Source organism: Ruegeria sp. BB1 (assembly GCF_056539465.1).
The window spans coordinates 1-14,062 of record NZ_JBQFVB010000004.1; the positions used below are offsets into that span (position 1 = coordinate 1).

The 14,062-nt window shown below is 57.1% G+C and carries 9 protein-coding genes; 3 read left to right on the forward strand and 6 right to left on the reverse strand.

Features of this window, described 5'->3' with window-relative positions; genetic code table 11:
• Window positions 1-164: 164 nt before the first annotated feature.
• The 4 genes from ACR0AL_RS10935 to pdxR form a co-directional block, all read right to left on the reverse strand.
• Window positions 165-1,166, reverse strand: a complete 1,002-nt coding sequence (locus ACR0AL_RS10935) for a HupE/UreJ family protein (protein WP_480662987.1) — start codon at window positions 1,164-1,166, stop codon at window positions 165-167.
• Window positions 1,163-1,984 (reverse strand): peptidylprolyl isomerase, encoded by an 822-nt coding sequence (locus ACR0AL_RS10940; protein ID WP_170350145.1) that lies wholly within the window; start codon window positions 1,982-1,984, stop codon window positions 1,163-1,165. Before ACR0AL_RS10940 ends, ACR0AL_RS10935 begins: the two co-directional genes overlap by 4 nt.
• Window positions 1,985-2,110: 126 nt before the next feature.
• Window positions 2,111-4,030, reverse strand: coding sequence for a DUF3604 domain-containing protein (locus ACR0AL_RS10945; RefSeq protein WP_480662989.1), 1,920 nt, complete (start codon window positions 4,028-4,030; stop codon window positions 2,111-2,113).
• Between the two features lie 139 nt (window positions 4,031-4,169).
• Window positions 4,170-5,573: a MocR-like pyridoxine biosynthesis transcription factor PdxR gene (gene pdxR / locus ACR0AL_RS10950; protein ID WP_480640988.1), complete on the reverse strand. Its 1,404-nt coding sequence runs from the start codon at window positions 5,571-5,573 to the stop codon at window positions 4,170-4,172.
• Window positions 5,574-5,666: 93 nt separating this feature from the next.
• Here pdxR and ACR0AL_RS10955 point away from each other — a divergent pair, with 93 nt between their 5' ends.
• The 3 genes from ACR0AL_RS10955 (at window position 5,667) to ACR0AL_RS10965 (ending at window position 10,419) form a co-directional block, all read left to right on the forward strand.
• Entirely contained in the window at window positions 5,667-6,317 is a 651-nt protein-coding gene (locus ACR0AL_RS10955; RefSeq protein WP_170350148.1) for a pyridoxamine 5'-phosphate oxidase family protein, read from the forward strand.
• 9 nt (window positions 6,318-6,326) lie between these two features.
• A complete protein-coding gene (locus tag ACR0AL_RS10960; RefSeq protein WP_480662991.1) occupies window positions 6,327-7,097 on the forward strand; it encodes a pyridoxine 5'-phosphate synthase in 771 nt (256 codons plus the stop codon).
• Between the two features lie 136 nt (window positions 7,098-7,233).
• Window positions 7,234-10,419, forward strand: coding sequence for an ATP-binding protein (locus tag ACR0AL_RS10965; protein WP_480662993.1), 3,186 nt, complete (start codon window positions 7,234-7,236; stop codon window positions 10,417-10,419).
• Window positions 10,420-10,437: 18 nt separating this feature from the next.
• Here the strand turns inward: ACR0AL_RS10965 and ACR0AL_RS10970 are convergent, their stop codons facing one another.
• Together ACR0AL_RS10970 and ACR0AL_RS10975 are read right to left on the reverse strand one after the other, a co-directional pair.
• Complete coding sequence (locus tag ACR0AL_RS10970; RefSeq protein WP_480662995.1) at window positions 10,438-12,672, reverse strand: CHASE2 domain-containing protein; 2,235 nt, start codon at window positions 12,670-12,672, stop codon at window positions 10,438-10,440.
• A 106-nt stretch (window positions 12,673-12,778) separates the two neighbouring features.
• A complete protein-coding gene (locus tag ACR0AL_RS10975) occupies window positions 12,779-13,651 on the reverse strand; it encodes a FecR family protein (RefSeq protein WP_480662997.1) in 873 nt (290 codons plus the stop codon).
• Between the last annotated feature and the right edge of the window lie 411 nt (window positions 13,652-14,062).

Consider the following 14,062-nt stretch of genomic DNA (forward strand, 5'->3'; position numbering starts at 1 on the left):
TCAGAACAGCCCGGTCACACTACAATTGATCCCCAAGATCAATCGCTTAACACCCTCAACCCGTCAGAACCACAAAACAATAGGGTGAGAGGCAATAACCTCATCCAAAACAAAGCTTCAATGCCGGAAAACCAAATAGACCTCAGCGATGCGAGGCCAATAAATTAAAACCCACTGACACGCTCGACCAGCCAATAGACCGACACGCTGCCGATGACATAGCCAGTGATTGGTCGGGTAACCCCGCTCAGCCGTGATGGATTAAAGCGCGCCACTTGACGCCACAGAAACATTCCTACTGACAGGCCCGCAATAAAGGTAAGTTGTCCGGCCTCGACCCCAAGGTTAAAGGCCAGAAGTGCAGCTGGGATATCCTGAGAGGGCAGGCCGATCTCGGACAGGGCACCGGCAAAACCCAGCCCGTGTAGCAGACCAAAACAAAAGCAGACAATCCATGGGTATTGCTCGGACAGTCTGATCTGCCCTTCTTTGTGTTTGAGAATTTCCAGGGCCAGGAAAACGATCGACAGGGCAATCACCGCTTCGACCGGGGCGGCAGGAACGTGCAGCACCCCCAGCGTTGCCATTGCCAGCGTGATCGAATGCGCGACTGTAAAGGCTGTCACTGCGCCGACCAGCCGCCAAGGATCACGCACCAGAATGAACAAGGCGAAGACAAACAGAAGGTGGTCCCACCCTTCTAGGATATGCTCGAAGCCAAGCCAGAAATAGCTGATGAAAACGGACCATGTGGTCGGATCTATTGGCAAAGTCAGGGCCGGCTCTTCAGGTGTGAACCGGAGGGTGGAAATCGCAGATTCCAGTGGCTGAACGCGCAGAAGGACATCGTTGTTTTGTCGTTCGAGGCCCCGGATTCTGACTTTGTGTCCTTCGATCTCAGCCCCGCACTCTGCAACCCAAGAGGAAACCCAAGCAACCGAGTCGAAGATCGGCGGTGGACCGTGCGATGGGGTGCAAGCTTCGGGCAGGATCGCGTCAATCCTCATGGGTTGGCCGTTCACATCCGGTATGCGCCACATCACTTGCCAGGTGCCTGGCGTCAATTGGTGGAGGTCCAGATATCCGGGGTCAAGCGCGTGTGCATTGCCGGACTTTGGGGTGCAGGCCAACCAGATCGCTATTATCAAGCAAAACAGGGCCCTCATTCACCGGACCCTGGTGTTTCAACCCGGTACTGCGCGGCAAGGGTTTCGTATTGCGCTTGCGCCAGTTCCTCGGCCGTGTCCCGACGCCATGCTATCAGAACCGCATCGCGAATGTCCGTAAGTGGCGGCAGATATTCGAGGCGCGTTTCGGTTACACGGACCAGATGCATCCCATATCCCGATTGAATCGGCCCAGCCCAGACGCCCGGTTCTAATGGGACCAGCGCAGCCGAAAACCCCGGGCCAAATGCGGCATCGACGGCGCCGGCGGGCGACAGCGGCATTGATCGAGGCATCAGGGATCGTACACCAAACTCTGACCATTCCCTGCCCGCTGTTAGTGCGGTAAGCGCGGTGTCCACATCCTCGGGCACCGGCTGATCGCCCAGATACACCTGATCGAATGCAATCTGCCAAGGTTTAGTAAAACGTGCCGAGTTTGCTGCGACATAAGTTTCAAGCACTGCATCTTCGGGGTCTACCGAGGCGGCGATTGCATCCGACAGGAAATCCATCTTTTGTGCCAACCGTGCCCGGATTACCTGATCCCCGCGATCCAACCCCAGGTTGCGCGCCTCGCGCACCAAGATTTCCTCGCGCACCAGGGCGTCGATCAGCACCTGCAACTCTGCGTCATTGGGCGGGCGTTTCCAGGTTGTTTCAAAGCGGGTGACCAAAAGCGTGACATCAGCGTCGTCGATAACAATTGCATCACCCCGTTCAGCGCTTTCGTCCTTTGGGCCCACAATGGCAAACCAGCCAAAGATGGCGGCTCCGATCAGAATAAAGTGGAGCAGGGGTTCTTTCAAAATATGCATGCTTAGTTCCGAAGACGCTTTCAGACCCGCCTTAATAGTAGTGGCGGGTCCTTGGATAAGTCAAACAGACTGCAGAATAATTACGCTTATATTCCAACGCAGTGGTGGTTCTTCGAAAAAGGCCATTCACCCCGGAGTGTACCAAATCGGTGAGGAATAGGCGCGTTCCTGATGTATCAGTTGTGCGTCTTCCGGCAGATCAATGCCAAACCGCAACTTGTCGTATAGCAACCAACGCGGGGTGGGGATTTCCAGAACCCTGACGTAATAAAAGGCCCGTTCATTCGGGTCGAAATCCGGGTCGGACCAAACAGTGATCAACTCGGACGCGCCGATGGTATTGCTCCAGCTCGCGGTTTCCACATCCACAGTATTACCGACCTCGGGTAGGTTGCCATCTGCATCCTGTGGCCGATCATCAGACCAGGCGACATTATAAACCTTTTCCTGCATCGACCCGTCTGCATCCAGCCATCCTTTGACGACCTGAACCCGATCCAGATTTGCACCGATCGGGTCGCGCAAGGCACCAATCAGGAAATTCGGTGCGCCATCCCCTTCGCGCGGGCGCAGGTCACCACCCATGGGTACGCCTTTCGTGTAACCGACATCCGCCAGAAAGCGCGTCTCAAGGTCGCCCTCGTCAAACGCCCAGCCTCCAAAGAAACGCAAACCGATCCGAGGACCGGTGGTCGCATAGGTTTCGCGGCGCTTGAACGCATCGAAAATGGCTGAGCGTGTGTTGTCGGTGGCCCAAACGGCAGTGTAGCCCGAAGCGACCAGCAGATCGCCCGGTATCTCGCCCAGCTCATTGGCAATAAAGGGATGTTGTATCCGGGTGGGCGACGGTTCCACACTTACAGATTTGCCAAAAAAGTTGTCTTCTTCGGCGGTTGCCAGCGAAGTATGGCTGTCAGTCGCGCCGCCCATGCCGAATTTATAGGGGTTCACGCCGAACTTTTCTTCTAGCATCAGGCCGCGCTTGAGGGCTTCGCGCGCATACTCGCCCGCCAGCATGTCCTCGGTTTTCAATTCGGTGATATCGAGGTTGCCAATATCCCAGTTCTCATAATCGGCAAAGGGATCATCCGGGCTGAGATACGGGTGGGCCTCGCCGTCTCCTTTGATTTGCGTGACCTCGTAGTGAGGCTCCCACCTTGCGCGGTTCTGGACGTATTCTTCGTCAACCTGGCCACCGTGATACGTGTCTTCGGTTGGGAACATCCAGCCGTTCGAAAGGTTGCCGTTATGGGCGAAAGCCACCGCCCGGCCGCCGGTTTTGGCTTCGTAATCCTCCAGCCAAGAGTAAAGCGCCTTGGGATCGGTGTTGCCGTAGGGTGGCTGTGTTACCGGCGGAACAACCTGCAACGCGCGGATTGGTCCGTCGCGCAACATAACATTCCGGTGCAGGTTGAAGCCCTTGGGCACCGAGGTCCATTCGAAACCGATAAACGCGGTGAATTGACCGGGATCGTTGTGCCGTTCCGCGGCCAGGACAATATGTTCCCAGGTGAACGCAAAAGCATCGGCCCCCGGGCTGTAGGACTCCAGCAAAATCTCCGGCAACGTCATCTGAGAAAAATTTGTGATGATATCGAAGGCTGCTTTACCAGCTTCTTCGCCACCGGCCTTGTATCCTTCGTACCATTCCAACCCCTTCGGGTCTGAGATCACACCGGGTTTGCCCGCCTGCAGATCGGGCGCGAAACCCATCAGGTCAGTATGATCGGTCAGAACCATCCAATCCAGTGGTCTGGCCAGTCTGACTGGTTGCCCGGTGGAGGAAATCACCTGCTCGCCTTTAGCAAATCGCCATGCGTCGTCAGGCAGCAGCGTGTTGCCGAATGCGCCCGCATCTAGTGACAGCCCCGTATGCAGATGCGTGTCGCCCCAAAGCGGGCGCTCGGGGAAAGTGCGGTTGGCGTAGGGTGAAAAGGGACGCTCGGCAAAGGTTCCCTCGGCGGCTTCCTTGGTGGGAACGGCATCGGCAAAAGCGCTTGCCGGGACTGAGACGAAAGTAAGTAAGCAGACAGACAGTCGAAGCATGTGAACCTCCCCATTCACAGAGTTCGTGGATTCAGCGTGTGAAATACCGAGAATATATATTCTAATTTGACGATATCATGTTGTGTGCTTCACGTGTGAAAAACTTTTTGACCATTACCAGTGGGCAGCGTGGCTTGCTTCAAAGTGGCAGCTGTATAAGAGAAACCAACCGATCCGCCGCGTCTGAAAGTGTATCTTCGTCAAACGCCGCGTACCCCAGCAGTAAGCCCTGCATCTTTTGCGGCAACACACATTGGTCAGACAGTGCGCTGATGCGCAGTCCGTTTTCCCCGGCACGCTGGCTGATTTCAATGTCGGACATTCTGTCTGCAAGTGCCGCTCGAAGTGCAACGCAAAGATGCATGCCCGACGAGTCCGGCTGAAGCTCCAGTAGGTCACAGGCGGGGGCGAGCGCGCTGAGCAGATGGCTCTGACGTCGCGCATAAACACGTCGCATGCGTCGTAAATGCATAGCGAATTCACCGCTGTTCATGAATGTCGCCAAGGCGGGTTGCGGGATCAGCGAGGCGCGTGGTCCCACACGATCAAGATAGGTCCGCGTGCTTTGCAGCATGTGTTTGGGCACAACTAGATACCCGATCCTCAGTGCCGGGCTGACGAGTTTTGAAAAGCTGCCAAGGTAGATCGTGTTATTGAGGCCATCCAACCCCGAAAGCGATGGCAAAGGTTGCCCCCGATAGCGGAATTCGCTGTCGTAGTCGTCCTCGATCACCACCGCACCGGTCTGTCTGGCCCAATCCAGCAAGGCGACCCTGCGGGGCAAGGGCAGGCTGACCCCTGTTGGATAATGCCGCGAAGGCGTGACGATAGTGGCATGGGCCTTGTCTGGAAGGCGTGTCACATCCAGCCCGTCCTGATCGATACGCACGGGGCAGGCTAAGTTTCCTGTATCCCTCAGAATCGTGTGAAGTTTCGGCCAGCATGGGTCTTCGATCGCAACTTGTTTGCCCGCACCAAGCAGCCCGTGGAATATAACCTCGAAGGCTTCGCGCGCGCCTGAGGTGATCACAACCTGCCCCGGATCACAGGACAAGTGTCGCCACGCGGCAACGTGGTCCGAGATGGCCGCGCGCAGCGGATACCAACCCAAAGGGTCCGCTCGCGCCAAAAGCTCGGGTGTTGGGTTGCGCCATGCGCGTTCAAGGTGGCGTGCCCATTGTTTGTGCGGCAGCAGGGATTGATCCGGCAGACCGGTTTGAAAGGGCAGCCATTTCTGGGTCTTTGGACCCGCCGGGCGGGGGATGGGCTGCGGTTGCGACAGGTGGGTGATCTCGCTGGCCACAAATGTACCGCTGCCTTGCCGGGTGACCAGATACCCTTCGCTGATCATCTGGTCATAAACCGCCTGAACCGTTGTTCTGGATATCGACAACTCGGATGCCAGTGTGCGGCTGGCTGGCAGCCGCGTCCCGACCAGGTCAGAGGACTTAGATATGAGACCGCGCAGCGCCTCAAGCAGTTGCGCCTGAAGCGAGGTCTTCAGCGATGCATCCACCGAGATCGCAAAAAGATCTCGATTCAAATTGGCCTTAGGAAAAGTTTTAAAATTGGACATTTAAAAACATCCAATACCCGGGCACTACAGACATAGCAAGATCAAACCCGAGCTATGACCATGAATGAGACTTTGAACATCACCGACAAATCCCGCCTGCGTCGATCCCATGAGCGGGGGCATTTCGACCGTGCCACCATCAACAGTATCCTGGACGCGCAACCCATGTGCAGCGTGGGTTATGTGATTGATGGCAAGCCCTTTGTCACTCCGACGTTGCAATGGCGAGAGGGCAATCGCATCTATTGGCACGGGTCCTCGGCCAGTCGTGCGCTGCGCAATTCTCGCAATGCGCAGGTTTGTCTCTCGGTCGCAATTCTTGACGGGTTTGTCCTAGCTCGGTCCGGTATGCATCATTCCGTTAATTCGCGGTCGGTCACGTTGTTTGGCACCGCGGTCAAGGTTGAAGACCCGGCAGAAAAGCTGGACAAGCTAGGCAGGTTTGTGAACGGCCTGTTCCCGGGGCGATATGAAAGCCTGCGGCCCGATCACGCGCAGGATCTGAAGGCAACAATGGTGCTGGGCATGGATATATCGGAAGGTAGCGCCAAGGTCCGCACGGGCGGTCCAAATGACGAGGAAGAGGATTATGATCTGCCCATCTGGGCCGGGGTCATTCCCGTTCACACGTCGGTTGGTGATCCTATTCCTGATCCCCGAAACATCGATGGCGTGCCGACGCCCGAACATGTGCAATCCTTTCGGCTGTAGGGCAGGGTGATGACGGACCTTTCGGTAAATCTGAATGTTGCCGCCCTGCTGCGCAACAGGCGTGAGCACCCCTGGCCGGATTTGATAGGTCTGGCAAGGATCGCCTTGAACGCGGGCGCGGCGGGCGTGACGGTGCACCCTCGCCCGGATGAGCGTCACACCCGGCCCGATGATGTGCGCGGGCTACGCTCTATGCTTGACGCGGAATTTCCAGACCGGGAATTGAATGTCGAAGGCTATCCAGATGAACGGTTTCTGTCGCTGGTTCAGCAGGTGCGCGCGGACCAGGTGACGTTGGTTCCCGATGATCCGGGTCAGGCGACAAGTGATCATGGTTGGGATTTCCCGGCACAGGGCGCGATGCTTGCGGATGTGGTTGCCGGGTTACAGGCGAAGGGTCACCGCGTGTCGCTGTTCTGCGATCCCGAGGCAGCGCACATGCCCCATGCCGCGATGACCGGAACAGATCGGGTTGAACTTTATACCGGCCCGTTCGGCGGATCTTATGACGACCCAGTGGCCGAGACGCGGGAACTTGACCGTCTGACCGCCGCAGCGACCGCGGCTGCGGCGCAAAGGCTCAAGGTCAATGCGGGCCACGATCTGACGGTCAGTGGCACGCGCAAACTGATCGCTTGGATCCCGTCGATTGCCGAAGTGTCCATCGGGCACGCGTTGTTTTGCGATGCTCTGAACTTTGGAATGACTGAGACGGTTCGTCGGTATCTTGGGGTCTGCAGCATCCCTCAGGCAGATGATCTTTGGGCGGAAACTGTCTGAAACAGACAGGTGTCGCCGACTATGATCGCACCCGGCTTTGGGCGTGACATTTTCACTGCTATTTGAATAAGCCTTTGCGGCAATTCATCTGCAAATACTGGCGAGCCTGGGTTGGCTGTAGTACACCTTTGCAGGTATGGGGAAGATTGCGGATAAACCTAAGCGGGAACAAGCAGATAGCGAGCAACGGCGTCAGGTCACGGTGCTGTTTGCCGATATGGTCGGCTACACCGCAATTGTTGCATCGCTTGGGGAAGAACAGGCGTTGGGCTTTGTTCGGCTGACCTACGATACGCTGGTCCGGGCGGTCGAGGCCCACGGTGGAACGGTGCGCGATTTTGCTGGCGACAGCATAATGGCGCTGTTCGGCATTCCCGACGCGACCGAAGATACGGCACTGCGGGCCTGCCGGGCCGCTATGGCGATCCATGCGGCATTCGAAGCGTCCGCCGCGGATATCGAAGCGCGTTTCGGCGTGCGCCCGAAGGTGCGTGTGGGGATCAGTTCCGGTACGGTTCTGATGGCGGCTGTCCAGGGCGAGAGCGGCCCGACGACTGCTGTGGGCAGCACAGTGAATCTGGCCGCGCGGCTTGAAAATCTTGCCCCGTCGGGTGGAAGCCTGATCTGCGACACCACACGGGGGCTGGTCCAATGGGTGACCGAACTTGGCTTTTTCGGCGAACATCAGATCAAGGGTCTGTCCGCGCCGCAAAAGCTGTGGCAGTTGCAGGCCGTTCACCCCGACGCAACCCGGTTCGACGCATCAGTGGCGCAAGGGTTGAGCGGCTATGTTGGCCGAACAGATGAACTAAGCACGATCTCCACCGCGCTGGAGCGGGCAAAAGACACCCGGTCCGTGATTGACCTGGTTGCCGAGCCGGGGTTGGGCAAAACGCGGCTGGTTTTCGAGTTTCTTCATCGCCTACCTGCGGACGAGGTGTCGGTCCTGACGGGAAACTGCTTTGCCGATGGCCAGCAGGTTCCGTTTCTGCCCTTCCTGGAAATCACGCGAAATTCATTTCTCATCACCGATGTCGACAACCCGCTGCGGGTTCGGGCCAAGCTTGAGGCCGGGTTAAAAAAATCCGGGCTGTTCACGCAACAGAACCTTGGGTTAATGATGAATTTTCTGGGTCTCACACCGCCCGAGGGGGCTCTGGACGGTCTCGACGGTGTTCTGATCGGTCTGCGTATTCGCGAGTTGCTGACCGAGCTGCTGCGCCTGAAATGCGCGCGGGGCCAGGTTGTTTTGCTGATCGAAGATGGCCATTGGATCGACAGCGCGTCAAAGAATTTGCTGGCGAATATGATCGAGGCTCCGGGTCTGTCGAACCTGCTGATCATCCAGACACGGCGACCCGAATACACACCCAGTTGGCAAAACATGACAGGGGTGACAACCGTGGCGCTTCGCCCGCTGAGGGTCGAAGACCTTGCCACGCTGGCGCAAAACCGTCTTGGGGTGGATGCTCTGCCCGATGGGTTGGCAGAACAGCTGGCTGACCGTGCTGGGGGCAATCCACTGTTTGGCGAAGAAATCTTGGGCTTTCTGCTGGATCAGGGAGTTTTGCTCGTCGAAAATGGCCGCGCCCATATCGAAGCGGATATCAGCGACAGCGGGTTGCCCGTCACCATGCGCAGTCTTTTGACAGCCAGAATTGAACGACTTGATCCCGAAGATCGCGCCTTGCTGCAGGCTGCAGCCGTGATTGGTCGGCGTTTTGATCCCGGTCTTTTGTCCCAGATCACCGAGACGACCAAGTCAACCGGCGCCACCCTACAACGGCTGCAAGCGCAAGATGTGCTGTACCGCGAGCCGAATTCGTCGGATTACATCTTCAAACATGTGCTGCTGCGGGATTCGGTCTATCAAAGCCTGGTTCTGTCCCGCCGGTCCGACCTGCATCTTGCCATTGCCGAGGCGTTGGTGATGCGCAACGCCAACCGGTTGCACGAGGCCGCCGAGGTGCTGGCCTTTCACTATGGACAGACGGATCGGGCAGATCAGGCGTTTCACTACAGTGCCATGGCTGGTGATAAATGCCTCGGCGTTTATTCACTGGACGAAGCCAACCGGTATTTTGTGGACGCTCTTGAGCTGTACCAAAACGACCCAAGTTGCGCCACAGATGCAGAATTTGCCGGATTCATGGCCAGTTTCGCGCTGTGTTCCAATATCTCACTGCGGGTCAAAAAGATTATCGAACTGGCCGGGACAGTTCGCCCGATCCTGCAAAAGGCTGGTGACAGTCAGGATCACACGTTGTTCCTGCACCACTATGTTTCTTGTCTGGTCTGCAACGGCAAGTATCACGAGGCGCATTGGGTTCAGCAGGAACTGACAGACATGGCAGGTCGTCTGAATGATCCGGCCTCTAAGGCGTATGCCATGGTGAATGAGCTTTCGGTCTCAATCTATCACGCGCCGATCGACAATGACCGTTTCGAGGCGCGAAAACGCGAAGTCGAGGCTGTGCTGGATCAGATCGACGACGCCTATATCCACAATTTTTATCAGGCCACTGTTGGCTGGAACGAACTGACACGGGGGCGGGTGGCGCGGGCGCATGCCGCATCAGATCGGATGATCGCCTTGGGAAAAGCCAAAAACGACCCGCGTGCGCTGGGCTATGGAACCGCCATGAAGGCGCTGATCGCGATGGTCACCGATGATCACGAACTGGCGCTTGAAATGGCTGAGAAGGCGCGCAAAGCATCAAAGGTCGAATTTGAGTTGGCCATAGCCGAAGCAGCCAGAGTAGGAGCCATGGTGCCGCTGGAAATGCCAGGGGCGACTGAGGTGGTCCAAAACCACATCAAGGCCTGCAACGAAAAGGGGTGGACGCTGTTCACCTTCGGGCCCGCGGCGATGCTGGGGGTGGCCTATGCGCTGAACGGTCGGATTACGGACGGGTTGCGCCAGATTGAATGCGCCATTCAGAAACGTACCGACGAGGGCACTCAGATATCCGCTGACTGGGCCCGTCTGTTTCTGTGCGAGATGTATCTGGCCATCCTAACAGGTGAAGGCGGCGGTTCGCTGGGGGTTCTGTTTCGAAATTTCCGGTCGATCCTTTGGGTTATGCTGTTTGGAAAAAAACGTCTGATCGCGATGGTTGAGCAGGTGCGCAAGAACCCTCAGTTCGACCAAAAGGGCCACTATATCGCGCGCTGTGATATGATCATGGGGCTGCTGTACAAGGCGAAGAAAAAGAAGGCGCAGGCTATCGAGCATCTAAGCCGGGCCCGCGTCATCGTCGAGTCTGCAGGGCGATCTCCGATGCTAACACGCATTGATGCGGCGCTGGCGGAATTGGCATAGCCTTTCCATTCAAATTGCTCAGGCTGATGGTTTCCGGGCGCGTCTTTGGTGGCTGAAGATCAACTGATTGGATTGGAAATCCGACCGGAAATCGGCAGCCCTGCCGGACAGCGCGTAATAAAACTTCATCAATCCGGGTTCGATATGGTGGGCTTGTTCGATGCAATCCTCGCATATTCGTTCAATCCGATCCTGAGGGTGCCGGTCCCGAATAGCCGCGATCAGCCTTTGGTGGGTTGTTTCCAATTTCTGAAATTCAGGGGTTTCCAGTACGTCTTGATTGCCAACCAGCACGAAAACGGGTTCCAGGTCAGTTCGTCCCTTAAGGTCGACATACCCGGCCTCAAGCATCGCCATTTCGTGCCGCGTTTTCTCATACACCGAACTTGAGACAACGATGTCATAGTCCACATGGCGGCAGCTTTGTTCGATCCGTGCGGCGACGTTCACCACATCCCCGATGACGGTATAGTTGAACCTGCGCTTTGACCCGATATTACCGACGCAGGCCCGACCCGTGGCGCAACCGGTCGCCAGCGCAATCGGCGGCCGCCCCTGCATGACGTCCGAGGCGTTGAACTCTACCAGCGCCCGTCGCATCAACAGCGCCGCCTTTGCGGCACGGCATGGGTGATCTTCGACTGGCAGGGGAGCGTTCCAAAACGCCATTACCGCATCGCCGATGAATTTGTCTATGGTGCCCCGTTCCAGCAATATCTGGTCGCCGATCTGAGAAAAAAGTTGATTCAGCAAGGTGACAAGATCGGTGGCCGAAACAGACTCGGACAAAGGCGTAAAGCCTCGTATATCCGAGAACATGACGGTGATCTCTTGTGTTTCACCGCCCAGTTGAAGCTGATGCCCAGACACCTCAATTTCGTCCAGAATCTCGGGCGCGACATAGTGGGAAAAGATCTGTCGGATCACACGTTTTTCGCGCTCGGTCGAGATGAACAGATAGCCCGCCAGCAGGCCGAAATTAGCCATGCCCCCCATCAGCGGAAAGGTAACGTCGAACAGAACCAACTGGTGCTGGAATGCCAGCCAACTGATGCCAAGGACAACCGCCGCAGCAACGCCACCTGCAACAAATGACGCAACCGCCCCGAACCGCGCCATGACGGCCGTGACCACTACGCCAAGAATGACGAAAGACAGCAGTTCGAGCGCCGACGTCACATCCGAGCGGCTTAGCATTTCGTCGGTCAGGACCTGTTCAAGAATTTGCGCATGGATCGACACGCCCGGAACAGATTCACCCAAAGGTGTCTGGTGCATGTCAAACAATCCGGCGGCCGACGTGCCGACCAGAATGATCCGCCCTTCGATTTCGGCGCGCAGATCGGGATTGTCCTGTGGCTGCATGATATCATCAGCTGACAGATACAGGTCCGGGTTATCGCGCCTGTATCTGACCCAGACCTCGCCGTTTTCGGTGGTTGGTAGGCGGAATTGACCAATCTCGACCGCCAGCATGATACCGGCCTCATCCGGCATGCCTTCGGCAATGATGACGGGTTCGTCTATGGCAACCCTTAGCGCCTCAATCCCCAGCCCCGGCAGCGCACCATCCGGCCCGCCCCACAAGATAGGCACGCGGCGCACGATGCCCATACCGCCAAGGGGTGAGACATTGACCCCTCCGATGCCTGCTGCCGTTCGATCCAGCGGTGAGGCTGGTGGGGTCCAATAAGGAACAGTAATCAGCCCTGAGGTCGGCGATTCCCCTATTTCGATGATCCCGGTCATCGGCGTGACGTGCCTGCCGTCGCTGGATTGCCGGGCAGCTGCGCCCAATACAACCGGCCAATTGGCGATCTCCATTCCGAAAAGCACGTCATGGTCCAGCTTCTCGGCGTGGCGCTCAACTGACAGCACCCCAGAGAGCGAGGGTTCTTCCAGCAACCGCGCAGGCGAGAACCTGTCAGGTTCGACGAACAAAATGTCAAAGGCGATAGCGGCAGCCCCATATTCGCCCAGGTTCTGGACCATCTGTGCCAATAGGGTTCGGGGCCAGGGCCATTGCCCCCAGTTTGCAAGCGACTGTTCGTCGATATCCACCACGCGGACAGGCAGATCAGGGTTGTATTCGCGGGGTGAGATGCGTTGCAGAATGTCGAAATAGATCAGCCGTGTCATCCGCACCGGATACGGATCGAGAACCCGGATAAAACACCCGAAAAGGATCAGGCCCAGCCCGACCAGCTGGAAGGCCCGCCGCCGCCCTGTTCTTTCTTTGGGCTTCCCGGTCACGTTTGCCTCCGAATATCGTGGTCAGCCCGGACGGACCTGAACGGGATGTGCGCATTTTTCTGCGACAACGACGGATCTGATGTCATGCAGCGGGGCCTGTGTTTGCTCAACCGCCGCTATTGCCGCCGTTACCGCCAGTGGTGCCACTGCCGCTGCCGCCGCCAAATCCCCCTGTTCCGCCACCACCAATCGTGCCACCGCTGCCTGGCCCGCCGCTGCCGGAACCGCCGCCGATCGAGCCGCCACTGCCATCGCCACTGCCGCTACCGTTTCCGACATTGCCGCCACTGCCGTTGCTGCTGCCAGTGCTGCTGCCGACGCTGCCGCCATTGCCGATGCCGACGCCGACGCTGTTTGACGGGGACGACCCGGAGGCCCCAGCGCTTTGCACTTCACGCGGCCCCCAGTTAGGGCCGGATGCAGGGACCTCTGATCGTTGCGGCAGAGGTGGCACGGCGTCCCTGCCGCAGCCCGTCACATCTGTTTGCAATGGAATCAGCAATTGCTCTTGTGACTGAACAAAGGGGAACCCTTCTTCCACCGCTTGTTCGTAACTTTCCTGATCGACAGAGCGCCCGATACGTCCACTCTGTGTGGTGGCGAGAAGGTTGCATTTGCGCCCGGTCTCTTGGCAAATGCCGTTCTGACCACACATTTCTACCCGGCCCTGTAAAATCAGCATGGCGCTTTGCGCGCCGGGCGCGACCCATATGTCAAAAGTCGTTCCGCGTACGGCCATGGTCGCAGTGGGCGTTTGAATCGAGTAGGCGCGCTTTTTACTTTTGCCAGAGATAAAGCGAAAGCTGCCGCCAAGGGCCTGAACCGCGAAGTTCTTGGCCTTTTTGTTGCCGCGCAGCATTGTCACATCCAGTGTCATCCGAGCATTCGGGCCAATCGCGATCTTGGTTTCATCGACGAAAATCAACTGAACCAGACCGCTGCCGTCTGTGGAAATGGAGTCGCCTGACGCAACTTCCATCCCTGCGCGCAGGGGCTGCGATTTCCCCGCGCGCGTTATTTCAGCGCCTTGTTCGACGCCAATGACTTTTCCTATGTTGGCTAAGGCCTGCAACGGCAGAAGCAAAACACAACAAACAATGAGTAACGATTTCAACCAAGCCAACCTAACGTCCTTCCCCCACAGATAGGTACTGAGCGCATCGCGCCCACCGCTCGGTTTGCCCCTCAATAAATTCGTATTTTTGAATTATACGCTAATAAATCTATACAAATATGCCTTATAGCCCGTGTATTTGGCAAGTTTTCAGTTCAGAGCGCGTCATTTTGAGTAGTTTGAAGAATTCCTTCGCGCAATTACGACTGCCTATATCTGTCTTCAAGAGCGTCGAAATTTCGCTGATTGCGTGTGCGTTTGCGACGAATTTGAGAA

Coding starts and splice junctions, on each gene's coding strand:
- ACR0AL_RS10935 (WP_480662987.1), bottom strand. CDS start 1,166: ATGAGGGCCCTGTTTTGCTTGATAATAGCGATCTGGTTGGCCTGCACC.
- ACR0AL_RS10975 (WP_480662997.1), bottom strand. CDS start 13,651: ATGGAAGTTGCGTCAGGCGACTCCATTTCCACAGACGGCAGCGGTCTG.
- ACR0AL_RS10945 (WP_480662989.1), bottom strand. CDS start 4,030: ATGCTTCGACTGTCTGTCTGCTTACTTACTTTCGTCTCAGTCCCGGCA.
- ACR0AL_RS10960 (WP_480662991.1), top strand. CDS start 6,327: ATGACGGACCTTTCGGTAAATCTGAATGTTGCCGCCCTGCTGCGCAAC.
- ACR0AL_RS10955 (WP_170350148.1), top strand. CDS start 5,667: ATGAATGAGACTTTGAACATCACCGACAAATCCCGCCTGCGTCGATCC.
- ACR0AL_RS10965 (WP_480662993.1), top strand. CDS start 7,234: ATGGGGAAGATTGCGGATAAACCTAAGCGGGAACAAGCAGATAGCGAG.
- ACR0AL_RS10940 (WP_170350145.1), bottom strand. CDS start 1,984: ATGCATATTTTGAAAGAACCCCTGCTCCACTTTATTCTGATCGGAGCC.